25 protein-coding genes and 3 pseudogenes are annotated in these 22,572 nt (G+C 30.3%); 16 read left to right on the top strand and 12 right to left on the bottom strand.

The features are described from left to right. Positions 1-61: 61 nt before the first annotated feature. The 6 genes from ACZ1HD_RS03395 to ACZ1HD_RS03370 all read right to left on the bottom strand — a co-directional run bounded on the left by ACZ1HD_RS03395 (position 62) and on the right by ACZ1HD_RS03370 (position 5,125). Positions 62-2,599: a SusC/RagA family TonB-linked outer membrane protein gene (locus ACZ1HD_RS03395; RefSeq protein ID WP_472689265.1), complete on the bottom strand. Its 2,538-nt coding sequence runs from the start codon at positions 2,597-2,599 to the stop codon at positions 62-64. Then, positions 2,578-3,090 (bottom strand): carboxypeptidase-like regulatory domain-containing protein, encoded by a 513-nt coding sequence (locus ACZ1HD_RS03390; protein WP_472688651.1) that lies wholly within the window; start codon positions 3,088-3,090, stop codon positions 2,578-2,580. Before ACZ1HD_RS03390 ends, ACZ1HD_RS03395 begins: the two co-directional genes overlap by 22 nt. A gap of 257 nt (positions 3,091-3,347) precedes the next feature. Beyond that, the gene (locus ACZ1HD_RS03385) at positions 3,348-3,524 is read right to left on the bottom strand and encodes a hypothetical protein (RefSeq protein ID WP_172830877.1); all 177 of its coding nucleotides are present in this window, start codon (positions 3,522-3,524) and stop codon (positions 3,348-3,350) included. A 68-nt stretch (positions 3,525-3,592) separates the two neighbouring features. Next, positions 3,593-4,297: a DUF4197 domain-containing protein gene (locus ACZ1HD_RS03380; RefSeq protein WP_340934995.1), complete on the bottom strand. Its 705-nt coding sequence runs from the start codon at positions 4,295-4,297 to the stop codon at positions 3,593-3,595. A 58-nt stretch (positions 4,298-4,355) separates the two neighbouring features. Next, on the bottom strand, positions 4,356-4,520 hold the full coding sequence (locus ACZ1HD_RS03375; RefSeq protein WP_172830876.1) for a DUF5522 domain-containing protein: 165 nt from the start codon (positions 4,518-4,520) through the stop codon (positions 4,356-4,358). A 56-nt stretch (positions 4,521-4,576) separates the two neighbouring features. Further along, positions 4,577-5,125 (bottom strand): DUF4136 domain-containing protein, encoded by a 549-nt coding sequence (locus ACZ1HD_RS03370; protein ID WP_472688650.1) that lies wholly within the window; start codon positions 5,123-5,125, stop codon positions 4,577-4,579. 176 nt (positions 5,126-5,301) lie between these two features. On the opposite strand from ACZ1HD_RS03370, the pseudogene ACZ1HD_RS03365 reads away from it, so the two are divergent. The 9 genes and pseudogenes from ACZ1HD_RS03365 (at position 5,302) to ACZ1HD_RS03325 (ending at position 12,868) form a co-directional block, all read left to right on the top strand. Further along, positions 5,302-8,730, top strand: a pseudogene (locus ACZ1HD_RS03365) (methylmalonyl-CoA mutase family protein). 486 nt (positions 8,731-9,216) lie between these two features. Beyond that, entirely contained in the window at positions 9,217-9,378 is a 162-nt protein-coding gene (locus ACZ1HD_RS03360; protein WP_472688649.1) for a TonB-dependent receptor plug domain-containing protein, read from the top strand. A gap of 453 nt (positions 9,379-9,831) precedes the next feature. Further along, positions 9,832-10,158 carry a sigma factor gene (locus ACZ1HD_RS03355; protein ID WP_472688648.1) on the top strand — a complete coding sequence of 109 codons (327 nt, stop codon included), beginning with the start codon at positions 9,832-9,834 and terminating at the stop codon, positions 10,156-10,158. Further along, entirely contained in the window at positions 10,097-10,372 is a 276-nt protein-coding gene (locus ACZ1HD_RS03350; protein ID WP_472689264.1) for a sigma factor-like helix-turn-helix DNA-binding protein, read from the top strand. Before ACZ1HD_RS03355 ends, ACZ1HD_RS03350 begins: the two co-directional genes overlap by 62 nt. Before the next feature lie 67 nt (positions 10,373-10,439). Continuing rightward, on the top strand, positions 10,440-10,637 hold the full coding sequence (locus ACZ1HD_RS03345) for a hypothetical protein (RefSeq protein WP_472688647.1): 198 nt from the start codon (positions 10,440-10,442) through the stop codon (positions 10,635-10,637). 74 nt (positions 10,638-10,711) lie between these two features. Beyond that, positions 10,712-11,002: a PAS domain-containing protein gene (locus ACZ1HD_RS03340; RefSeq protein WP_472688646.1), complete on the top strand. Its 291-nt coding sequence runs from the start codon at positions 10,712-10,714 to the stop codon at positions 11,000-11,002. An 81-nt stretch (positions 11,003-11,083) separates the two neighbouring features. Next, positions 11,084-11,968, top strand: a pseudogene (locus ACZ1HD_RS03335) (dienelactone hydrolase family protein). A 79-nt stretch (positions 11,969-12,047) separates the two neighbouring features. After that, positions 12,048-12,455, top strand: a complete 408-nt coding sequence (locus tag ACZ1HD_RS03330) for a class I SAM-dependent methyltransferase (protein WP_472688645.1) — start codon at positions 12,048-12,050, stop codon at positions 12,453-12,455. 116 nt (positions 12,456-12,571) lie between these two features. Continuing rightward, positions 12,572-12,868 carry a hypothetical protein gene (locus ACZ1HD_RS03325; RefSeq protein ID WP_472688644.1) on the top strand — a complete coding sequence of 99 codons (297 nt, stop codon included), beginning with the start codon at positions 12,572-12,574 and terminating at the stop codon, positions 12,866-12,868. A 182-nt stretch (positions 12,869-13,050) separates the two neighbouring features. On the opposite strand, the gene ACZ1HD_RS03320 is transcribed toward ACZ1HD_RS03325, so the two are convergent. The 5 genes from ACZ1HD_RS03320 to ACZ1HD_RS03300 all read right to left on the bottom strand — a co-directional run bounded on the left by ACZ1HD_RS03320 (position 13,051) and on the right by ACZ1HD_RS03300 (position 16,181). Further along, positions 13,051-13,437, bottom strand: coding sequence for a DUF3362 domain-containing protein (locus tag ACZ1HD_RS03320; RefSeq protein WP_472689263.1), 387 nt, complete (start codon positions 13,435-13,437; stop codon positions 13,051-13,053). Between the two features lie 88 nt (positions 13,438-13,525). Beyond that, the gene (locus tag ACZ1HD_RS03315) at positions 13,526-13,744 is read right to left on the bottom strand and encodes a hypothetical protein (protein WP_472688643.1); all 219 of its coding nucleotides are present in this window, start codon (positions 13,742-13,744) and stop codon (positions 13,526-13,528) included. Then, positions 13,741-14,871 carry a YgiQ family radical SAM protein gene (locus tag ACZ1HD_RS03310; protein WP_472688642.1) on the bottom strand — a complete coding sequence of 377 codons (1,131 nt, stop codon included), beginning with the start codon at positions 14,869-14,871 and terminating at the stop codon, positions 13,741-13,743. The genes ACZ1HD_RS03315 and ACZ1HD_RS03310 overlap by 4 nt, the downstream gene beginning before the upstream one ends. A 129-nt stretch (positions 14,872-15,000) precedes the next feature. Beyond that, positions 15,001-15,729 (bottom strand): DJ-1/PfpI family protein, encoded by a 729-nt coding sequence (locus tag ACZ1HD_RS03305; RefSeq protein WP_472688641.1) that lies wholly within the window; start codon positions 15,727-15,729, stop codon positions 15,001-15,003. Positions 15,730-15,929: 200 nt separating this feature from the next. Next, the gene (locus ACZ1HD_RS03300; protein ID WP_472688640.1) at positions 15,930-16,181 is read right to left on the bottom strand and encodes a hypothetical protein; all 252 of its coding nucleotides are present in this window, start codon (positions 16,179-16,181) and stop codon (positions 15,930-15,932) included. Positions 16,182-16,364: 183 nt separating this feature from the next. Between ACZ1HD_RS03300 and ACZ1HD_RS03295 the strand changes: the two are divergent. The 6 genes and pseudogenes from ACZ1HD_RS03295 (at position 16,365) to ACZ1HD_RS03270 (ending at position 21,840) form a co-directional block, all read left to right on the top strand. Further along, positions 16,365-18,278: pseudogene (locus ACZ1HD_RS03295) on the top strand (CocE/NonD family hydrolase). A 10-nt stretch (positions 18,279-18,288) separates the two neighbouring features. Beyond that, positions 18,289-20,106 carry a Xaa-Pro dipeptidyl-peptidase gene (locus ACZ1HD_RS03290; protein ID WP_472688639.1) on the top strand — a complete coding sequence of 606 codons (1,818 nt, stop codon included), beginning with the start codon at positions 18,289-18,291 and terminating at the stop codon, positions 20,104-20,106. Positions 20,107-20,315: 209 nt separating this feature from the next. Next, positions 20,316-20,498: a hypothetical protein gene (locus tag ACZ1HD_RS03285; RefSeq protein ID WP_472688638.1), complete on the top strand. Its 183-nt coding sequence runs from the start codon at positions 20,316-20,318 to the stop codon at positions 20,496-20,498. 8 nt (positions 20,499-20,506) lie between these two features. Beyond that, positions 20,507-21,013, top strand: coding sequence for a VOC family protein (locus ACZ1HD_RS03280; protein WP_472688637.1), 507 nt, complete (start codon positions 20,507-20,509; stop codon positions 21,011-21,013). 146 nt (positions 21,014-21,159) lie between these two features. Then, on the top strand, positions 21,160-21,375 hold the full coding sequence (locus ACZ1HD_RS03275) for a hypothetical protein (protein ID WP_472688636.1): 216 nt from the start codon (positions 21,160-21,162) through the stop codon (positions 21,373-21,375). 3 nt (positions 21,376-21,378) lie between these two features. Beyond that, positions 21,379-21,840, top strand: coding sequence for a DMP19 family protein (locus tag ACZ1HD_RS03270; protein WP_472688635.1), 462 nt, complete (start codon positions 21,379-21,381; stop codon positions 21,838-21,840). Between the two features lie 3 nt (positions 21,841-21,843). On the opposite strand, the gene ACZ1HD_RS03265 is transcribed toward ACZ1HD_RS03270, so the two are convergent. After that, on the bottom strand, positions 21,844-22,230 hold the full coding sequence (locus tag ACZ1HD_RS03265) for a pyrophosphohydrolase domain-containing protein (protein ID WP_077811172.1): 387 nt from the start codon (positions 22,228-22,230) through the stop codon (positions 21,844-21,846). Between the two features lie 135 nt (positions 22,231-22,365). Here ACZ1HD_RS03265 and ACZ1HD_RS03260 point away from each other — a divergent pair, with 135 nt between their 5' ends. Next, entirely contained in the window at positions 22,366-22,572 is a 207-nt protein-coding gene (locus ACZ1HD_RS03260) for a hypothetical protein (RefSeq protein ID WP_077811171.1), read from the top strand.

Here is a 22,572-nt window from a genome sequence, read left to right as displayed (position 1 = left end):
TATAGTCTTAGATGGATTAAAATCATTTCTGAAGGAGTTCCTCCTAAATTATACTGTGGATTTAAACCTGTTCTAGCACTTTGTAAAAATAAATTTTCACCGAAACATAAACCCTTAAACTATTTACACCAAATTTCTCTGTAATATCATTATTAAAAGCGTAACCAAAGTTTGCATTTTTTAAAGCTAAAAAAGAAGCACTAGTTAAAAATCTAGTTGATTGTGCCTGAACTTGATTTGTATTTCCAACTTCTAATCTTGGTACACTTGTAATATCACCTGGCTGTTTCCATGCGTTTAAAGCATCTGGGTGATATGAATCTCCGTATGATCCTGAATGCATCATATCTGAATATCCGTAATCTAAAAACTTACCTCCAATACCATAAGTAAATAATAAATCTAAAGAGAAACCTTTATAAGAAAAAGAATTAGATATAGAACCTAATACATCCGGAATAGTAGTCTCATCTGCATAAGCTCTACCTGCATCTTGCCAACTATTGGTAGTATCGTGATTACCGTCTGCATCTAAAACAGGTACTCTATCTCCATTTTCTCCGTCTTCAAACATATAATATAATGCGTCTCCGTTAGCAGGATCTACACCAGCTGAATGAAAAATATAAAAATCATACCTAGATCTTCCTTCTTCCCATCTTTTTGACCCAGTAACAAAAGGATCTGGTAAAGACGTAATTTCATTTTTAAATGTAGAAGCTTGTACACTTAAATCCCACTTAAAATCATTCTTGTTAATTAAATGCCCTGTTAATCCTAATTCATAACCTGAATTATACATGTCTGCAATATTAAAAGGAGCAGAATTTATACCATTAGATAAAGGTATTGGTAAGTTGTATAATAAATCTGTAGAATTCTTTTTATAGTATTCTATAGAACCTTCTAAGAAATTATTAAATAAACCGAATTCTAAAGCAACATCCCAACTACCTACAGTTTCCCATGTTAATTCATTATTTCCTGGATCAGTAAAAACTAGACCAGGTGCACCTGCATTAGATGTAATACTGTATAAAGCTTGAGAAATAAAGAACCCTAAGTTATCGTTACCTACTTGACCATAAGATGCTCTTAATTTTAAACGATCTATAAATGAAACGTTTTCCATAAATTTTTCTTGGTCAATTCTCCAAGAAGCTCCTAAAGAATAAAAGTTACCCCATCTAGCGTCTCTACTAAAAGAAGACGAACCGTCTCTTCTAGCCGAAGCTGTTAAGTAATATTTATTATCAAAATTATAGTTTAATCTAGCAAAATAACCTTCTACTCTTTTTAAAGTACTAGAACCATTTAAACTAACTGGCACAGAAAAATTGTCGAATTCAAATATACCACTTGCAGTTTCTGTAGTTGCTAAAGCATTATTATTAGAAAATGCTCTATCATAGCTTTCGTGACCTGCAGTAATATCAAAATTATGCACATCATTAAAAGATTTTTTAAAGCTTAAAACTTGAGAAAAGTTTTGCACATCTCTTCTAAATCTAGTTTCACCATATCTAGCCGTAGGTTGTCCGTCTCCAACAATTGGATTTTCATAACTTTTATTAATTCCTTCATTAATATCTCTACCATAATTAAATTTTAAATTTAGCCCTTCTGCTAATTTAAAATCTGCATAATATCTAAAACCATAAGTATTATTTCTATTTAACTCATCGTTTAAAATAGCTTCTGCTATAGCATGACGACCAGCATTGTATGGTCTTGAACCTTGATTTAAAGAAAAATCTCCTTCTCCTAGATCATACTGAGGATTACCAGCAGCATCTAATATTAAGTTACCATTTGCGTCATTTAAGTAAACTGGATAAATTGAAGCTATGTTTTTAGCAAAAGCAAATGGATTTGCGATACTAGTTCCTCTAGACGGTGGTCCTTTAGATTCTGATATCGAAACGTTTGCACTACCTCCGATAGACAACCATTTGTTAACATCAAAATCTGCATTAAGACGAGTAGTAATTCTATCGAATTTAGATGTTATTATATAACCTTCTTCATCTAAATAAGATGTAGAGAAAAATACTTTGTGATTCTCACCACCAGTAGCCACATTTACAGAATGATTAACTCTTGTACCAACCTGATCTAATTCGTCATACCAGTTTAAACTTTTATAAATTAAATTAGCGTTTGGATTTAATTTACCATCTACACCAACTATTTGATCATTAGCAACATTAAAAGGATTATAACCTAGACGATTATAAATTTCTGCTGAAGCTCTCGATTCTCTATCTTCTCCTGTTAATGAGTTCTTGTAAGCTTCCCACATTAACTCGTAATATTGACCAGGATTGGCATAATCATATTCTGGTATACCTCTAGTTACTAAACCATACTGTGTAGAAAAGTTTACTTGTGTTTTACCTTTAGTACCACTTTTAGTAGTAATTAAAACTACACCATTTGCAGCACGAGCACCATAAAGAGCTGTTGAAGCTGCATCTTTAAGAATAGTCATAGATTCGATATCTTCTTGATTTATTGTATTTAACGAACCTTCAAATTGAATACCGTCTACAATATATAAAGGTGTAGCTGAACCATTTAACGTACCAACTCCTCTAATAACGATTCCTGGGGAAGAACCCGGTTGACCGAAGAAGATACTATTTGAACACCAGTAGCCTTACCTTCTATAGCTGCAATAGGTGAAGTAACATTTCTTAATGCTAAATCTTTAGCACCAACCACATCTGCAGAACCTGTAAATGCAGCTTTTGTTGTTGTACCATAAGCCACAACAACAACTTCATCTAAAACACTACTATCTTCTTTTAAGCTTACGTTAATAACATTAGAGCTACCTATTATTTTTTCAATAGTTTTATAACCTAAATAACGAAATACTAAAACATCTCCCTTGCTTGCATTTATCTTGTAAACACCATCAAAATTTGTTTCTGTACCATTGGTAGTTCCTTTTACCAAGACACTAACACCTGGCAAAATACCGGAAGGGTCAGTTACTGTTCCGGATACTGAAACTTGCTGCGCATTTGCCACAATTGCTCCCATAAAGAGAAATAGCAACAAAACATTCTTTTTAATTTTTTTCATAAAATATTTGAGTTGAATTATTATTATAAAACGAATCTAAATATTATGTTAAGAATGAAGGTTGCAAAAGAAAAAATTAACACAGGCGTGGTAGATACTTTAACAATTCCTTAACGAACATGGATTGTAAGTTGAATTTTTTGAGGAAAATTTATTAAAACATCAAATCAATAAAGAATAATTTAACAAAACTTGTTAAATAAAAGTTAATCAAAAACTTAAAAAACTAAAAATGAGAGACATAACTTTGAAAAAAATTAACGTTGCAAGTAATTAAGTTTGTTTAATTTTTCTAAAATTCTCATGGCTTTATATGCAGCAAAATCACTTATAGTTTCATCTATAAAACGATAGCTGTTAGATTTTTCTAACAATTTAAAATAACTGTCTTCTAAATGCTTACTGTAGGTTTGTAGTTGATGTATACGTGACATAATTAAAACAATTTGTCTTTAAATATAATAAAATATTTAAAGACAAATTGTTAAAAATCAGTATTTTATTAATCTTGCAAAGCAAAAACTTGCTTTAGTAGCGCTGTATTTCTTAATCCCACTTTTTCTCTAATTCCTTTTTCTTCAACCTCTATCATCGTAAATACTCCTTTTAAAGCTTCTGTAGTTACATAATTCGTTAAATCTGGATTTACTTTTTTAACAAAAGGAATATTATTGTATTTTGAAATTAAATTATTCCAAACCTTATCTGCACCAACTTTAGAAAAAGACTTATCTATTACAGGTGTAAAACTTGCATATAAGTTTTGCTCTGTCTTTGTTTGCAAATAATTAGTTGCGGCGTTTTTATCTCCTAAAAGGATGTTTTTTGCATCATTAAAAGTTATTTCTTTTACCGCATTTACAAAAATTGGTGTGGCAGTTTTAACAGCATCCTCTGCCGCTCTATTTAAAACCTTAATACCTTCATCAGCTAAATTACCTAACCCTAAACTTCTTAAACCTTTATCTACAGCCTGAAGTTCTTCCGGTAAAATTATTTTAACTAATTCGTTTCTATAAAAGCCATCTTTAGAGGTTAACTTAGTAACTTGATTCTTGATACCGTTATCTAAAGCTTGTCTTAAACCATTACCAATTTGATCTTGGGTTAAGCCACCTCCACTAGGTAAATTCTTTACTACATTTTGCAACTCTGCACAACCTACAAATTGAAGCGCTACAACTAAAACTAATATTCTTTTTATCATTATTTATTTTTTTACACTTTATACTATTAAGATACTTTTAAAATTTTAAAGTCACTATTTATTTAAAAGAATCTGTTTTTTTATCATAACCATAAGGGCAATGTTTACAACCACTTTTACAACAGTAACCTCTTCTAAGATGAAACTTTTCTGTAAAAACCTTATAACCCTGCTCGTTTATATAGTAATCGCCTTCTTCTAAAGGAATTCTTTTATTATACATAATGCAAAAGTATCAATTTAAAACATAAAAAAAGCGCTCTTACGAGCGCTTTTCAATTAAATATTATTCTTTTTTTCTGGAGGAAATTTAGACACAATTTCTTTTACAAACTCCTTTATTCTTTCTTCCTTTTTTTCTCTGTTCTGAACTTTTAAGGCACCCGTACCAACACCTTGCCAAACCAACTCTTTTTTATTTTTATCTATAAAATCAATAAATAAAGTACCTTCTGTATACTGCGACACATTAATATTATTGTTTCCATTCCACATCCAAGGATTCCATCCCCAACCAAAACCATAACCTAAATTATTATTTTGATTTACATTTACTTTTTCTCTAGATTTTGTAAAAATACTCACTAACATATCCGGGTTTGTAGACTTTGTGAATCCTAAAAGCAATAACTCACTTTCTATAGCATTCAAAATTCTTTTTTTATCCAAATCTGAAATAGCTGCTTTATCTATGCCTGTTTTATAAAAAGCAAAGGTTTTGTACTTATTAAAGTCTACTTTTGTATCGTAATCTGTAACTACTTTTACAGAATTACACGACGAAAAAACAATAACAAATAGCAATAACGTAATTTTAATATATCTCATAATGATTATTTTAACAGTTAAATTCTGCTTAAAATACACCAATTATTATGCCATATTTAAAGAAATTAACCAACATCAACTTAATAAGATAATTTTAATTTATAAAACGATAAAGAATTGTAGAATTTTTTAAGATTTTCGTAAATTGCAACTTCAAATTATAACATTTATTACGAATGGAACAAATTACACCATATAAACCTACATATAAAGTTAGAATAGTAACAGCTGCCGCTCTTTTTGATGGACACGATGCTGCTATTAACATCATGCGAAGAATTATACAATCTACTGGCGTAGAAGTTATTCATTTAGGCCATGATAGATCTGTAGAAGAAGTTGTGAACTGCGCAATACAAGAAGATGTAAATGCCATTGCAATTACTTCTTACCAAGGTGGTCACAACGAGTATTTTAAATACATGTACGATTTATTAAAAGAAAAAGGCGCCGGACACATCAAAATTTTTGGTGGCGGTGGCGGTGTAATTCTTCCGGAAGAAATAAAGGAATTAATGGATTACGGTATTACAAGAATTTATTCTCCGGATGATGGTAGAGAATTAGGTTTGCAAGGAATGATAAATGACTTGGTACAACAATCTGATTTTGCAATTGGAGATAAACTTGATATTGATGTATCTAAATTAGCCGAAAAAGAAATCGGACATATTGCAAGAGTAATTTCATCTGCAGAAAACTTTCCTGAAATTGCAAAGGATACTTTAGATGAAATCCATAATAAAAATAAGAATTCTAAAACTCCGGTTTTAGGAATTACAGGAACTGGTGGTGCAGGAAAATCTTCTTTAGTAGATGAATTGGTTAGACGTTTTTTAATTGATTTTCCAGAAAAAACAATTGGTTTAATTTCTGTTGATCCATCAAAAAGAAAAACTGGTGGTGCACTTTTAGGTGACAGAATAAGGATGAACGCAATTAATAACTCTAGAGTTTATATGCGTTCTTTAGCAACTCGTCAATCTAACTTAGCTTTATCTAAATATGTAAACGAGGCGGTAGAGGTTTTAAAAGCTGCTGAATTCGATTTAATTATTTTAGAAACTTCGGAATTGGGCAATCTGATACAGAAATTATAGAACATTCTGATACTTCTTTATATGTTATGACGCCAGAATTTGGTGCTGCTACTCAATTAGAGAAAATAGACATGTTAGATTTTGCTGATTTAGTTGCAATTAATAAGTTTGATAAAAGAGGTGCTTTAGATGCTGTTAGAGATGTAAAAAAACAATATATGCGTAATAATAATTTATGGCATATACATCAAGATGACTTACCTGTTTATGGCACAATTGCTTCTCAATTTAATGACCCAGGAATGAATACTTTGTATAAAAGTATTATGGATAAATTGGTAGAAAAAACAAATGCTGATTTGAAATCTAAAATGGAAATTACTAAAGAGATGTCAGAAAAAATCTTTGTAATTCCGCCAGCAAGAGTTCGCTATTTATCTGAAATTGCAGAGAATAACAGAGCTTACGACAAAACTGCTAACGACCAAGTTAAGGTTGCGCAAAAGTTATACGGAATTCACAAAACTATCGAATCTATTGTAGAAAAATCCGTAGCAATTACAAAAGCTGGTATTGATTTAGATACAATAATTAATGATTTAAACAATGATGATACTGATTTTGTAAAATTATTAGTAGCTCAATTTGAAAAGGTTAAACTAAATTTAAATCCTTATAACTGGGAAATCATTTTAAATTGGCAAGAAAAAGTAGAAAAATATAAAAACCCTATTTATACGTTTAAAGTACGTGATAAAGAAATTAACATAGAAACACATTCAGAATCACTTTCTCATACGCAAATACCAAAAGTAGCATTACCTAAATATGAAGCTTGGGGTGATTTATTACGTTGGAATTTACAAGAAAATGTTCCTGGAGAATTTCCGTTTACAGCAGGTTTGTATCCGTTTAAAAGAACGGGTGAAGATCCTACAAGAATGTTTGCTGGAGAAGGAGGACCGGAAAGAACCAACAGACGTTTTCATTATGTAAGTTTAGGAATGGATGCCAAACGTTTGTCTACAGCTTTCGATTCTGTTACCTTATATGGTAATGATCCTGGTGAAAGACCGGATATTTATGGTAAAATTGGTAATGCCGGAGTTTCGATTTGTTGTTTAGATGATGCTAAGAAATTGTATTCTGGTTTCGACTTGAGCCATAATATGACATCAGTTTCAATGACAATTAATGGTCCTGCACCAATGTTGCTAGGTTTCTTTATGAATGCTGCCATCGATCAGAACTGCGAAAAATATATCAAAGAAAATAATCTTGAAGCAGATGTTGAAGCAAAATTCAAAGAAATTTATGATGATAAAGGATTAGAAAGACCAACTTATCAAGGTAATTTACCGAAGGAAACAATGGTTTAGGACTAATGTTATTAGGTTTAACTGGTGATTTGGTTTTACCTTCGGATGTTTATCAGCAAATTAAAAAAGACACTTTAGCGCAAGTTAGAGGAACTGTACAAGCAGATATTTTAAAAGAAGATCAAGCACAAAATACTTGTATTTTTTCTACGGAATTCGCATTACGTTTAATGGGTGATGTGCAAGAATACTTTATAGAAAAACAAGTTAGAAATTTTTATTCTGTTTCTATTTCTGGTTATCATATTGCAGAAGCTGGCGCAAACCCAATTACCCAATTGGCGTTAACTTTATCTAACGGATTTACCTATGTAGAATATTATTTAAGTCGAGGAATGGATATTAACAAATTCGGACCAAACTTATCTTTTTTCTTCTCTAACGGAATTGATCCTGAATACTCTGTAATTGGTAGAGTTGCTCGTAAAATTTGGGCAAAAGCCATGAAAAATAAATACGGAGCAAATTCGAGAGCACAAATGTTAAAGTATCATATTCAGACTTCGGTAGATCTTTACACGCTCAAGAAATAGACTTTAATGATATTAGAACTACGTTACAAGCTCTATATGCAATAAACGACAACTGTAATTCTTTACACACAAATGCCTATGATGAAGCTATTACAACACCTACAGAAGAATCTGTAAGAAGAGCAATGGCGATTCAGTTAATCATCAACAAAGAATTAGGTTTAACTAAAAATGAAAACCCAATACAAGGTGCTTTTATTATTGAAGAATTAACCGATTTAGTTGAAGAAGCTGTTTTATTAGAATTTGATAGAATTACAGAACGTGGTGGTGTTTTAGGAGCTATGGAAACAATGTACCAACGCTCGAAAATTCAAGAAGAAAGCTTGTACTATGAAACACTAAAGCATAACGGAGAATTCCCAATTATTGGTGTTAACACGTTTTTAAGTTCTAAAGGTTCACCAACAGTGCAACCGGCAGAAGTTATTAGAGCAACAGAAGAAGAGAAAAAACATCAAATACAAACTAAGGAATTATTAAACAAAGCGAATCCTGAAAAAGTTGCTGCTCAAATTGAAATTTTACAAGAAGCGGCTATTCAGAATGAAAACTTATTTGATAAACTAATGGAGGCGACCAAAGTTTGTTCGTTAGGACAAATTACAGAAGCGCTGTTTAAAGTTGGTGGACAGTATAGAAGAAATATGTAATATCTTTTTATTACCTTAACAACCTAAAAATTATTTACATGAAAAAAATTCACTATTCTACTAAGCTTTTTATTATTAAGTTTTGGTATTAATTCTCAATCACAAAAAATCACTATCAAAGTAAAAAACCAAAGAAATAAACCTATTTCTCGGTGCAATTATTTTAATAGATGATGTAAAGCAAGATAAAACTACTAATTTTAATGGAGTATTTAAAACTCGATTAAATAAAAAACCAAAAACAATTAGTGCATTTCATCCAGAGATTGGAATTACTAAAATTGCATACAACGGAAAAGAGAAAATTAACATTTACATAAGAGGTGGTAATGAAAAAGTAATAGTAAAAAATGCTGCAAATGAAGTCTCAGGAAACTCAATACAGTTTAATTCTATTTATGACTATCTAAGAGGAAAAGTTTCGGAGTTAGTATTTCTGCTGATAATGTTATAAGAATAAGAGGTTATAATAGTTTCTCCGGAAATATGGATCCGTTATTCGTTCTTAATAATATTGAAGTACCGGAAAGTGTATTTGCAGCTATAGATCCAAATGAAGTAAAAAAAGTCACCATACTTAAAGGACCAGATTCATCTAGCTATGGTGTTAGAGGAGCAAATGGTGTTATTGTTATTAAAACTAAGTAATTTACTTTTAAGTTCTAATAAGTCTAAAAAAATCATTCTTTTAATAATTGATAAACTCCGCATAAATTATGCGGAGTTTTTTTATAAACTTACTGCGTTACTTAAATCTTTTTAATAGCGTTTTTATCTGTTTTTTACTTCAATCAATTGTACTTTAAAATTCAAATCTCCACTCTTTTTTTAATAATACTATTATTTTAAATAAAAAAGATTTTAAATTAATGCGTCTTTTTAAACTTTTTTGAGTCTATTATATGAACATTAAAACAAATATCATGAAAAATAAAAATTGTACATGCGATTGTAATGGCTGCAAAAACGGATCTTGTAAAGACTGCACTTGCGTTAATTGCACATGTAATTCTTGTAATTGCTAAAAATTAATTCACAAAAAACGAAACAATCTTAACACTTTAAAATTGTTTCGTTTTTTATATTTTTTTACATTTAAAAATGACTACAAAAGAAGTTTGGACATCTTATTCTGATGATTTAAAAAATTTTATACTAAGTAAAGTAAAAAACTCTGAAATAGCAGATGATATTTTACAAGAAACTTTTATAAAAATACACACCAATCTTCATACTTTAAAAGATTTAAATAAATTAAAATCTTGGTGTTTTACCATTGCTAGAAATTCAGTTTTAAATTATTGGAAAACCACAAATCAAACTTTTGAAATCGCAAATTTCGAATCTGAAACGAACATTACTCTAAATAACCACACAGAAAAAGATTGCCTTAGAGGAATTATACAAAGTCTGCCGAGAAAAATATAGAAAACCATTATTTTTATCTGATATCAAAGGTCTAAAACAACAGGATATTGCCTTTAAATTAGAACAAAGTTTATCAACCACAAAATCTCAAATTCAACGTGCAAGAAAACTAATTGCAAAAGGCTTTATCGATTGTTGTGGCTTTAAATTCGATAAAAAAGGGAATTTAATAGGTGAAATTCAAGATAAAAAGGACTGTAAAGTCTGTAAATAAGTTTTTTAACACAAATTCTAAGCATTTTTTTATAGCTTAGCTTTTTAATTTAAAAACTCTTTTTATTATGAGAAATAATTTGGCTGGTATGATGTGTTTAGATTTGTTTATGTCTTCACAAAGTGAACACGATTATACGTATTTAAAAAGTCAAATTTCATCTTCGGATTTTCTTAAAGCCCCAATAAAAAGTTTTGACTTTTACATAGATTATTTTACTGAAGAAATAAAAAAATCAACAGGAAAAACGATATCAATACAATAAAAGACTTTGCAAATAAGTTTAATTGGTGTAATGATGTAGATGCTATTTTTAAAAATCAAGATTTCGAAACAATTGTGCTAACGAATAAAGCTCAGGAAATTATTTGGGTGAATGATGGCTTTAAAAAAATGACAGGTTTCAGTAAAAAGTACGCTATTAACAAAACGCCAACTTTTCTTCAGGGAGATAATACATGTGAAGAGACAAGAGCTAGAATTAGAAAAAAATTAATAGCAAACAAGCCTTTTGAAGAAACAGTTTTAAATTATAAGAAAGACAAAACTGCATATAAATGCGAAATTAAAATCTTCCCTTTATCAATAAGAAACACAACGCATTATATAGCTCTCGAAAAGGCAGTTTAACTTAAACTTAACCGTTAAATATAATATTTACTTCATTTTTAAGTAATTTAGATTTAAATTAGAATCCTAAATAAAAGCAATATGCAAAATTTAAAAAAAGAAGATATAAGTCAAGAAGTTTTTGATTTATATGACGATTATGCGCACAATAAAATGGACAGAAAAGAATTTTTACAAAAACTTTCTTTATTTGCTGTTGGTGCAATTACCTTACCTTCTTTGTTAAGTTTTATTTCTCCTAATTATATTGATGCCATTACGGTTCGACCAGACGATCCAAGATTAAAATCAGAAACAATACATTACGAATCTCCAAAAGGAGGTAAAAAAATGAATGGATTACTTTCTAAACGTGCAAAAAATATTAGAAAACTACCTGGCTTAATAGTAGTTCATGAAAATAGAGGTTTAAATCCGTATATAAAAGATGTTGGTAGAAGAGCAGCTTTAGATGGTTTTATAACATTAGCTCGAGATGCATTAGCCCCTTTAGGAGGTTACCCAGGAAGTGATGATGAAGGTAGAGCAATGCAGAAGAAAAGAGATCGAATAGAAATGCTAGAAGACTTTATTGCTGGTTACAATTATTTAAAAAATCATAAAGATTGCAACGGTAAAGTTGGTGTTGTAGGTTTTTGTTTTGGCGGATGGATTTCTAATATGATGGCGGTAAGATTACAGAATTATCTGCTGCTGTACCTTATTACGGTAGACAACCGAAGCAAAAGATGCAGTTAAAATAAAAGCTCCTTTACTTTTACAATATGCTGGTTTAGACAAAAGGGTAAACGAAGGTTGGCCTACATTTGAAAAAGTATTGAAAGAAAATAAAATAACATATACTGCACATTTTTACCCGAAGTTAATCATGGTTTTCATAACAATACAACACCAAGATTTGATGAAGCTGCTGCAGATTTATCTTGGGAAAGAACTATAGCTTTCTTAAAAACACACGTTAGATAATATTTATTTACAATCACTTTTACGGTTTTATACTTAATTGTTTTAAATTATTTACTTTTAACTTTTTTAAAAGTACAACTTGAAGAAACAGCAATTAATTAGTAAAGAATTAGAAGATTTTTACAACAAAGCTTCCGAAGAAACTCGCCTAGAAAAAGGTATGGGGATTTTTGAATTTGAACGTATTAAAGAATTAATACAACTTCATATTTTAAAAGATAAAATTACTGTTGTAGATGTTGGTGGTGGAACTGGCAAATATTCTGAATGGTTAGCAAAACAAAATCATACAGTGCATTTAATAGAACCTGTTTTAAAACATATAAAACTTGCAGAAAAAAGAGCAAAAAAATTAAAAAGACCTTTTTCTGCAACTATTGGCGAAGCAAAAAAACTTCCTTTCAAAGACAACTCAGCAGATTTAGTGATATTACATGGCCCTTTATATCATCTACAAAAAGAGAAGATAGAATTGCAGCAATACTAGAAGCAAAAAGAGTTCTTAAAAAAGGCGGAATTATTTTAGGTTTCGCAATAAACGCTACTGCATCTACTGTCGTTGGGCTCATGAACGGAATGATACATGCAAATTCATTTTTTGATATGTGTAAAAAAGAATTGACTACTGGTGTGCATAATGCACCTAAAGATTTTCCTTTTTTATTAGCTGATGCCTATTATCATAAACCTGCAACTTTAAAAACAGAGTTTTTAGAGCAAAACCTTTCTTTTATAAATCTTTATGCTGTCGAAGGTATGATTTGGTTAGACAATGAATACTTTGCAAATATGTTAGATAAAAAGAAATCTAAAACTTTAAAATCTTTACAGAAATTAACTCAGAATGACGAGTATTTACTTCCATTTAGTCCGCATATGATGATTGCTGTAAAAAAATAACCATTAAATCATAGTAAATTTAATGGTTATCACTTTTTATTAATTTATCGTCTTCTTTTTTAGAAGAACTTCTACTAACTTTTTCTTTCTTCTATTAAAAGGAACAGCATCATCAAAAGTATTTTTAGCAGGTTTTGCTTTTTTATTCTTTTGCCACGAATTTGTTTCGGGTAATAATACTTTTAATAAATCCGCCTACCAACTTTACTTAACGTATTTCGAATCCAATCTTTATTTTCTTTTTTGTACCAAAAGAAAAATTTATGCTGATCTTCTCTTTCCTTTTTTGTTTTAGGAGTTTTGGTTGGTTTTAATGTATATGGATGATAACCTGAATAATAAATTACGGTTGCAACAGTCATAGGCGTTGGTGTAAAACCCTGAACTTGCTCTAACTGAAACCCCATATCTTTGGTTTCTGCAGCTAAATTTGCCATATCTTCTACTTCACTTGCCGGATGACTTGAAATAAAATAAGGTATCAATTGTAGGTTTAATCTTCTCTTGATATTTATTTTGTCAAAACGCTCTTTAAATAAATGAAAATATTTAAACGAGGGTTTACGCATCAATTTTAAAACAGGATCAGATGTATGTTCTGGCGCAACTTTTAAACGCCCGAAACATGTTTTGTCATTACTTCTTCTGTATACGCATCTAATTCTTTTGCATCTGCATTTTTATTGAATTCCGCACCAACATGTCATGTCTAATTCCACTACCAATAAAAGATTTTTTTATCTTCGGATGTTTATCTACAGCTTGATATAATTCTGTTAAAGGTTTGTGAGAAGTATCTAAATTAGAACAAATTACTGGCGAAATACAACTTGGTGCAACACACTTATCGCAAATAGATTGTACTTTACCTTTCATTTGATACATATTTGCAGACGGACCACCAATATCAGATAAATATCCTTTAAAATCGGCATATTTGCAACTTTATCAACCTCCTTTAAGACAGATTCTTGACTTCTACTTGCAATAAATTTACCTTGATGCGCAGAAATTGTACAAAAGCTACATCCACCAAAACATCCTCTATGTATATTTATTGAGAATTTAATCATTTCAAACGCAGGTATTGGTCCACGTTTGTTATATTTTGGATGCGGTAAACGAGTGTAAGGTAAATCGAAAGACCCATCAATTTCCTTTTCTGTCATTGTTGGGTAAGGCGGATTAATTACCAAGGTATTCTCTCCTATTCCTTGTAGAATTCTTCTAGCTTTTAACTTGTTAGATTCTTGTTCTATCACTTTAAAATTAGAAGCAAATGTTTTTTTATCTTTTAAACATGCTTCATGAGAATTAATTGTAACATCTTCCCAACCATTAACTACAGGTATTTTTTCTTCTTTTTGATTGATTAAAACCGCAGTTTGTTTGATGTTTTTTAAGCTAGAAAAAGGCACACCTTTTTGCAACAACTCTACAATTTCACGCAAGGGTTGTTCTCCCATTCCGTAAACCAACATATCTGCTTTAGAAGTTTCTAAAATAGAAGGCAGTAACTTATCCGACCAATAATCATAATGAGTTACACGTCTTAACGATGCTTCAATTCCTCCAATTAAAACAGGTACATCAGGAAACTTTTCTTTTAAAATTTTAGAATATACAGAGGTTGCATAATCAGGTCTAAAACCTTTATCTCCGTTAGGTGTATATGCATCTTTATCTCGTCTTTTTTTACTTGCTGTATAATTAGAAACCATCGGATCCATACAACCACCAGTAGCGGCAAAGAATAAACGAGGTTTACCTAATTTTTCAAAATCTTGTAAGTTATCGTTTACACTTGGTTGTGGTACAATTGCCACACGCAAACCATAACTTTCTAAAATTCTACCAATTACAGCAGGCCCAAAAGACGGATGATCTACATAAGCATCTCCGCTAAATAGAATCACGTCTAATTCTTCCCAACCTCGAATTTTAACTTCTTTGTTTGTAGTTGGTAACCAATCTGTTAGTTGATGTTTCTTTGTTTCTTGCATAGTTTGCAAAAATAAGGAGAAAATCTGTCAACTACTTAGACTTAAAAGGAATTTTTCTATTTTTTGATGAAAAACAAGCTCTACAAGAAATGCGCAAGTAAATAGGAATTTATTACGCAAAATTATTGCTTAATCTACAATTAAATGTGGTACATTTTCTAAATTCCAATCTAAAACTAAACCACCTGCTAACGATTTCGCTATTTCCTTTCCGTACAAATACTCGCATAAATACAAAGCAGCTTCAAAAGATTTTGCGCCACCAGCAGAAGTAATTACGTTACCGTCGTGCACAAATAAAACTTCTTTTCTAATGTCTAAACCAGGAAAGGTTTCTCTCATTTTATCTATATCACTAGGAAAAGTTGTCGAAATTTTATCTTTTAACAACCCTGCTTTGGCTAATACAAAAGCACCGTCGCAATGAGAAGTAATAAAACTTGCATCTTTAGCAGCTTGTTTTACAAAATCTATCATTTTTGTATCATCTAAATCTGTATCTAAATGATGTTCTGCAGACGGAACAACTAAAATATCTATTTTAGGTAACTTATCTTTTAGATAATTATAATCTGGTAAAATTCTCATTCCTTCAAATGTTGTAACAGCTTCATTTGTATTTGCTACCGTAAAAACATTCATAGCTTTTATATTTTTTCTAAAAATAGTGTGCTGAAAAATATCAAATGGTGCTGTTAGTTCTGTATTAAATGTACCATCCATAATAAGAAATGCAACATTATATCTTCCGTCTACTAATGTTGGTAATGGTTTTTCTTTTATGTCTACTTGTTCTACTTTTTTATTTGAGCAACTCAAGCTAAAAAAACACAAAAACAATAAAAATATATTTTTCATAAGTATAGAATTTTAAGAAATCACAATATAAAGCATAAAAAAACTTTCTAGGAAGAAAGTTTTTTAATTTTAATTTAGTTTATAAAAGCAAAATTAACTTGCAATTAATTCTTTAGAATTTAATGCTTTATTTAAATCTACTTTAATGTATTTGTGGCTTTTAAAAAAATAACGTCGAGATGTTAGTTCAATTACAGCTTCTAAACTACCATCTTTTTTTCTTCTAAAGAAGTAACTTTCACTTCTTTATTTACAACATTTTTATAAGTTGCAATACCACCTCTTTTAATAATAAAGTTATTTCTAGGAAATTTAATGTGCTTATAATTATTCATTTCAACTTTGCCTACTGTAAAAACATCACCTACTTTAATAGCGTCACTTTTAGATTGAGCAAAATTAGAAAATGACAAAAAACAACACATCACAAGTGTAAAAATTGAAGTTTTCATAATTTATAGTTTTTAAATTTATCAATACAAAAATAAAAGATAAAGTCTAAAAAACCATGTATAACTAGAAGACACAATCAATTTTAAGAAATAATTATGATTTTAACTAAGCCTCTTCTATGCTTTACTAGAGCAATTTAAGTTAAGTTTTTGTAGTTTTATAACCACAAACCAATCATCATTATGAAAACAAAATTTATCTTATTATTATTTAGCATTTTTATCATCACTTCTTGTGAAAAAACAACAGAAAAAGAAAACAAAAAAGATTCTTACGTTGCAGATAATTACACAAAAAAAGAGGTTGATATCGAAATGCGAGATGGTACTAAATTGCATACAACAATTTATTCACCAAAAGATACTTCTAAAAAATACCCTATTTTAATGCAAAGAACTCCGTATAGTTCTGCGCCATACGGAGAAGGTAAAATGAAATCTAAAATTGGCCCAAACGTTCATCTAATGAAAGAAGGCAACATTGTGGTTTATCAAGATGTTCGTGGTAGATGGATGAGTGAAGGTGTTTATGACAACATGCGCGCCTACATCCCAAATAAAGAAGCAGACCAATCTGATGAAGTTTCTGATACTTACGATACTATCGATTGGTTGGTTAAAAATGTTGAGAATAATAACGGAAATGTTGGTACTTGGGGAATTTCATATCCTGGACATTATGCAACTGTTTCTTCTATAGATGCACACCCGGCATTAAAAGCTGCTTCACCTCAAGCAAGTATTGGTGATTTTTTCTTTGATGATTTTCATCATAACGGAGCTTTTTTATTAAGTTATTTTAGAGCAATTTCTTTATTTGGTACTTACAAAGACACACCAACAGATTCTGCTTGGTACTCTTTTCCTAAAATGGAATCTAAAGATCAATATCAATTTTTCTTAGACAAAGGACCTTTAAAAAATTTAAATGAGTATTTTCAATATGACAAATTAGATGTAACTTCTGCTGAAAACAAAGATAGAATTGATGATTTTTTCGGAAGGAAATTGTAGAACATCCTAATTATGATGAAAACTGGAAAAGTAAAGGAATTATTCAGCATTTAAACAGAGTTCCATCTACAGTTGCAACAATGGTTGTTGCTGGTGAGTTTGATGCAGAAGATTTATACGGACCTTTAGAAACTTACAAAGCTATAGAAAAACACGGTAAAGACAATTATAACACATTGGTTTTCGGCCCTTGGGATCATGGTAAATGGTCTAGAACTGGCGTAGAGAATTATGTTGGTAATTATTATTTTGGCGACTCTATTTCTTTAAAATTTCAAAAAGAAATTGAAACTAAATTTTTTAATCATTTCTTAAAAGGAAATGGAGATAAAAACTACGGTTTACCAGAAGCCTATGTTTTTGATTCACGGTAGAAAAGTATGGAAATCTTATGATACTTGGCCACCAAAAAACATTGTAAAAGAAAACTGGTTTTTATCTGAAAACCAAGAATTAACTGCATCAAAAAAATCGACGAAAGCTGTTAAGTTTATTAGTGACATTAAACATCCTGTACCTTATTCTGAAGACATTAAAACGGTTTTTACACCAAGAAAGTACATGACAGATGACCAACGTTTTGCCGCTAGAAGACCAGATGTTTTAGTATTTGAAACAGATGTTTTAACTGAAGATTTTACATTAGCAGGAGACATTTTAGCAAAATTAAAAGTAGCTACTACAGGTTCTGCAGCAGATTGGGTTGTAAAGGTTATAGATGTACATCCTGATAATGTGAAAGAAGACAATAAAAAACTTCAAAACCACTTAAAAATGAGCAACTACCATTTAATGGTTAGAAGTGAAGTTTTAAGAGGAAGATTTAGAAATAGTTTTGAAAAACCAGAACCTTTTACTCCAAATAAAAAAACAGCTGTAAATATTAAATTACAAGACGTTTTTCACACATTTAAAAAAGGACACAAACTACAAATACAAGTGCAGAGTACATGGTTTCCTCTAATCGATTTAAATCCGCAGACCTATGTAGATAACATTTACAAAGCAGATGAAAAAGATTTTAAAACTCAAACACACACTGTATTTACAGATTCTTCAATAGAATTTTCTGTTTTAAAATAAATAATAACGTATGAAAAAAATACATCAATTTTTAATTATCTTTCTTATTGCTTTTACCATTAGTGCTCAAGAAAAATCGAAACCTTTTTTTAAAGATGGCGAAGCACAAATTGTTGAAGGTTTTAAAGATTCAAGCAAGTGGATTCGAACAGATTTATGGGTAGAAACCACCTTTGACACCGATGGTGACGGAAAACTAGATAGAATGCATGTAGATGTTACAAGACCTCTACAAACAGAAACAGAAGGTTTAAAATTACCTATTGTTTACGAATCTAGCCCTTATTATGCAGGAACAGCAAGTGACACACCTGGTTTATTTTGGGATGTTAAACATGAAATTGGCGCAAAAGAAAAACAAAGAACAAGAGTAGAAGTTGTTCGAAGAGGAAAAAGACCTATAATTTCAAATTCTCAAGTTAGAACTTGGGTTCCTAGAGGTTATATTGTTGTGCATTCATCATCACCAGGAACTGGTTTATCTGATGGATCTCCAACTGTTGGAGGAGACAATGAATCTTTAGCGCCAAAAGCAGTAATAGATTGGTTAAACGGACGAGCAAAAGGTTATACCGAAAGAGAAGGAAACAAAGAAGTTAAGGCATATTGGAGTACCGGAAAAGTTGGTATGACAGGTACTTCTTACAATGGTACAATTCCGTTAGCTGCAGCAACAACGGGTGTTAAAGGCTTAGAAGCAATTATACCTGTTGCACCAAATACTTCTTATTATCATTATTACAGATCTAACGGTTTGGTTAGATCTCCTGGCGGATATTTAGGTGAAGATATTGATGTTTTATACGATTACATTCATAGTGGTAAAGAAGAAAACAGACCACATAATAATAAAGTTATTAGAGATACTGAACTGGCTAACGGAATGGATAGGCAAACAGGAGATTATAATGATTTTTGGGCTGGTAGAGATTATCTAAATGATATGAAACCAATGAAAGCTGCATTATTAATGTCGCATGGTTTTAATGATTGGAACGTAATGCCAGAGCATAGTTACAGAATTTATGCAAAAGCAAAAGAAATGGGACTTCCGTCTCAGATATTCTATCACCAAAACGGTCATGGTGGTCCGCCGCCTATGAAAATGATGAATCGTTGGTTTACGCGTTATTTACACGGTGTTCAAAATAATGTAGAAAAAGATGATAGAGCTTGGATTGTTAGAGAAAATGATAAAAGAACGCAGCCAACTCCGTATAGAGATTATCCAAATCCGGCGGCTAAACCTGTAACTCTTTATTTAGAATCTGGTGCTCCAAAAGCTGGAAAACTAGTAACAACTAATTCGTCTAATACAAAAGAAACTTTAGTTGATAATTATTCTTTTTACGGCGAAAGTTTAGCGCAAGCAGAGAACACAAATCATCGTTTAATTTATGTTTCTGATGTTCTAAAAGAAGATTTACATATTTCTGGTTTATCTTCTATTACAATTAAAGCATCAAGTAGTAAACCTGCAGTAAACTTATCTGTATGGTTAGTTTCTTTACCATGGACCAAAGGTAGAAGAGCCAAAATAACAGACAATATTATTACTCGTGGTTGGGCAGATTTACAAAATCATAAATCCTTAACTAAAAGTGCTCCTTTAAAACCAGGTAAATTTTATGAAATGACTTTTGATTTACAACCAGATGATCAAATTATCAAAAAAGGACAACAAATTGGGTTGATGATTTTTTCTAGTGATAATAATTTTACTTTATTACCAGAACCTGGCACAGAACTAACTGTAGATTTAAATGGTACTTCTATAACATTACCAATTGTTGGCGGAAAAAACGCTTTTGATAAAGCAACGAAATAAAAACAATTCTACACACATACTAAAAGTCTTGATATTAATTTATCAAGACTTTTTTTGCTTAGAAAAATTAGAAGAAAACTCTTTACAAAAAATTTACGTACTTATAAAAGAGACTTCAGAATAGATTCAGTAATTTAGTAGAGCTTAAAAAAGGTTTGTTCTGAAAACATTGAAACTCTGTTTTACAAAAATTGCAAACTAACTATAAAATGAAAGAAAAATTAATTTACGGTATTCAGCAAATTGGTATTGGTGTAAAAAATGCAGACATTGCTTTTAAATGGTACGCAACAAAACTTGGTGCAGATGCTTTAATTTTTGACGATAGTAATGAAGCAACATATATGGCAAAATATATGGGCGGTAAACCAAGAAAAAAAGAGCTTTACTAGGCTTAAACATGCAAGGTGGTGGCGGTTACGAAATTTGGCAATACACAAATAGAAAACCATCTAAACCAGAAAATGAATTTAAAGTAGGCGATTTAGGCATTCAGTTTCCATTTGTTAAAACAAATAATATTACAGCAACCTATAACCGCTTAAAAAGCAGCAACGAAAATATTCTTTCTGAAATTAAAAAAGATCCAAGCGGCGTAAAATGTTTCTTTTTAAAAGATCCTTTTGATAATATTTTAAAAATAAAAGAGCACACTTCTTTCTATCAAAATAAAAAAATTGATGTTGGTGGTATTTACGGAGCAGCAATCGGAGTTTCTAATATTGATGTTTCACTAAAACTTTATAAAGACGTTTTGGGTTATGATAAAGTTATTTTCGATAAAACTGATAATTTTGATGATCTTGAAGATTTAAAAAATGGTAGTAAAAGGTTTAGACGCATATTACTTACACATTCTAAAAAGCGAGTTGGTGGCTTTTCGAAGTTTTTGGAACTAGTGAAATAGAACTTATTCAGTGTTTAGAAAACGAGCCAACAAAAATATTTAAAAATAGATATTGGGGAGATTTAGGTTATATTCATTTATGTTTTGACGTTAAAAATTTAAAGGTATTAAAAGAAGAATGTAAACAAAAAGAAGTTCCTTTTCAGGTGATTAGTCAGCCTTCTTTTAATATGGGTGATGCAAATGGGCATTGGGGATATATTGAAGATAATGATGGTACGCTTATCGAATTTATCGAAACAAATAAAGTACCGCTAATTAAAAATTTAGGCATTCATATCAATCTAAAAAATAGAAACCCTAAAAAACCTTTACCCAATTGGATGATTAAAGCTATGGCATTAAAACGTGTGAAATTATAATTTATGACATCAACAGAAATTGCACTTTTATTAAATGATGATTCTGAAAAAATTACAAGAATTGGAGAAATTATTGGTAAAAAAATACCTGAAAAAAATAATTTTGAAAATTTAAACGAATTTGAAAAAACGTTTATTTATATAGATATTTTAGAAGATAATGTTACAAATGGCGGATTTATTCAATTCTTTTTTAGTTCAGCAGGTCAATTTGCACATGAGATTTTTCACGCGTACTTAGCTATAAATGCAGAAAAAACAATAGATATTCTATCGGAAGCGATTATGTTATTTCCGCAAATTCCAGTTCCAAAAGATCAAACAATAAGACAACGCATCTTAATGCAAAAGGAATCTAATATCGATCTTTGGGATGAATTAGATCATCGATTTTATAAATATGAAGACGATATTGTAAAGTTGACTTTAGCTTATGTTGAAAAAAATATATCAAATTTCGATTGAGTTTTATCTATCTAATATTTCTTTAATATTTGGTTTAAAATAGTCAGGTCCTTTTAAAACTTTACCATCTTCTCGGTAAATTGGTTTTCCGTCTTCGCCTAACTTACTCATATTACTCCTATGAATTTCGTTAAAAACTTCGGTAATTTTATCTTGCATACCGTGTTCTATGATTGTGCCACACAAAATATATAGCATATCACCTAGAGCATCTGCAACCTCTACCAAATCGTTATTATTTGCAGCCTCTAAATATTCTTCATTTTCTTCTTTCATTAAATTATAACGAAGCAAATTTCTATTTTCTGTAATATTTGCAGTTGGTTCATTTTTTATTCCTGCACCAAATGCTGTATGAAAATCGTGTACAGAATTAATTTTATCTTTCATATATATTTTAATTATTAGAAGTTTATAAATTCGTAATTTTGCAACTTATAATGTTTGTTACATATTTACAAGGTATCGAAAAATTTTAGATAAGAAAAAATAATAATTATTCAATTTTACAAAGAATTATAACCTATGTTTTTAAGCGCTTATTTTACAACCGGTAGAATTATTTTTATGATTTTCTTTATTCTATCATTTATAGCTTTAATGGTTTATAGCTACAGAAAAGATATTAAAAGTCATGAAAGGTATTACAAAAACGCTGGTAAAAAAGTACTAATTTATGGTAGTTTGGTTATCATTATATTTGTAACTATACGATTATTGGCAGGTAGTTAA

The sequence above is a fragment of the Polaribacter sp. HA6-7 genome (assembly GCF_055693625.1).
This window is presented reverse-complemented; position numbering and strand designations above follow the sequence as displayed.

Excerpts from the sequence above, each read along its gene's own strand:
- ACZ1HD_RS03390 (WP_472688651.1), bottom strand. The coding sequence starts at position 3,090 with ATGAAAAAAATTAAAAAGAATGTTTTGTTGCTATTTCTCTTTATGGGA.
- ACZ1HD_RS03385 (WP_172830877.1), bottom strand. The coding sequence starts at position 3,524 with ATGTCACGTATACATCAACTACAAACCTACAGTAAGCATTTAGAAGAC.
- ACZ1HD_RS03380 (WP_340934995.1), bottom strand. The coding sequence starts at position 4,297 with ATGATAAAAAGAATATTAGTTTTAGTTGTAGCGCTTCAATTTGTAGGT.
- ACZ1HD_RS03375 (WP_172830876.1), bottom strand. The coding sequence starts at position 4,520 with ATGTATAATAAAAGAATTCCTTTAGAAGAAGGCGATTACTATATAAAC.
- ACZ1HD_RS03370 (WP_472688650.1), bottom strand. The coding sequence starts at position 5,125 with ATGAGATATATTAAAATTACGTTATTGCTATTTGTTATTGTTTTTTCG.
- ACZ1HD_RS03360 (WP_472688649.1), top strand. The coding sequence starts at position 9,217 with ATGGATCCGTTATTCGTTCTTAATAATATTGAAGTACCGGAAAGTGTA.
- ACZ1HD_RS03355 (WP_472688648.1), top strand. The coding sequence starts at position 9,832 with ATGACTACAAAAGAAGTTTGGACATCTTATTCTGATGATTTAAAAAAT.
- ACZ1HD_RS03345 (WP_472688647.1), top strand. The coding sequence starts at position 10,440 with ATGAGAAATAATTTGGCTGGTATGATGTGTTTAGATTTGTTTATGTCT.
- ACZ1HD_RS03325 (WP_472688644.1), top strand. The coding sequence starts at position 12,572 with ATGTGTAAAAAAGAATTGACTACTGGTGTGCATAATGCACCTAAAGAT.
- ACZ1HD_RS03320 (WP_472689263.1), bottom strand. The coding sequence starts at position 13,437 with ATGCGTAAACCCTCGTTTAAATATTTTCATTTATTTAAAGAGCGTTTT.
- ACZ1HD_RS03315 (WP_472688643.1), bottom strand. The coding sequence starts at position 13,744 with ATGAAAGGTAAAGTACAATCTATTTGCGATAAGTGTGTTGCACCAAGT.
- ACZ1HD_RS03310 (WP_472688642.1), bottom strand. The coding sequence starts at position 14,871 with ATGCAAGAAACAAAGAAACATCAACTAACAGATTGGTTACCAACTACA.
- ACZ1HD_RS03305 (WP_472688641.1), bottom strand. The coding sequence starts at position 15,729 with ATGAAAAATATATTTTTATTGTTTTTGTGTTTTTTTAGCTTGAGTTGC.
- ACZ1HD_RS03300 (WP_472688640.1), bottom strand. The coding sequence starts at position 16,181 with ATGAAAACTTCAATTTTTACACTTGTGATGTGTTGTTTTTTGTCATTT.
- ACZ1HD_RS03290 (WP_472688639.1), top strand. The coding sequence starts at position 18,289 with ATGAAAAAAATACATCAATTTTTAATTATCTTTCTTATTGCTTTTACC.
- ACZ1HD_RS03285 (WP_472688638.1), top strand. The coding sequence starts at position 20,316 with ATGAAAGAAAAATTAATTTACGGTATTCAGCAAATTGGTATTGGTGTA.
- ACZ1HD_RS03280 (WP_472688637.1), top strand. The coding sequence starts at position 20,507 with ATGCAAGGTGGTGGCGGTTACGAAATTTGGCAATACACAAATAGAAAA.
- ACZ1HD_RS03270 (WP_472688635.1), top strand. The coding sequence starts at position 21,379 with ATGACATCAACAGAAATTGCACTTTTATTAAATGATGATTCTGAAAAA.
- ACZ1HD_RS03265 (WP_077811172.1), bottom strand. The coding sequence starts at position 22,230 with ATGAAAGATAAAATTAATTCTGTACACGATTTTCATACAGCATTTGGT.
- ACZ1HD_RS03260 (WP_077811171.1), top strand. The coding sequence starts at position 22,366 with ATGTTTTTAAGCGCTTATTTTACAACCGGTAGAATTATTTTTATGATT.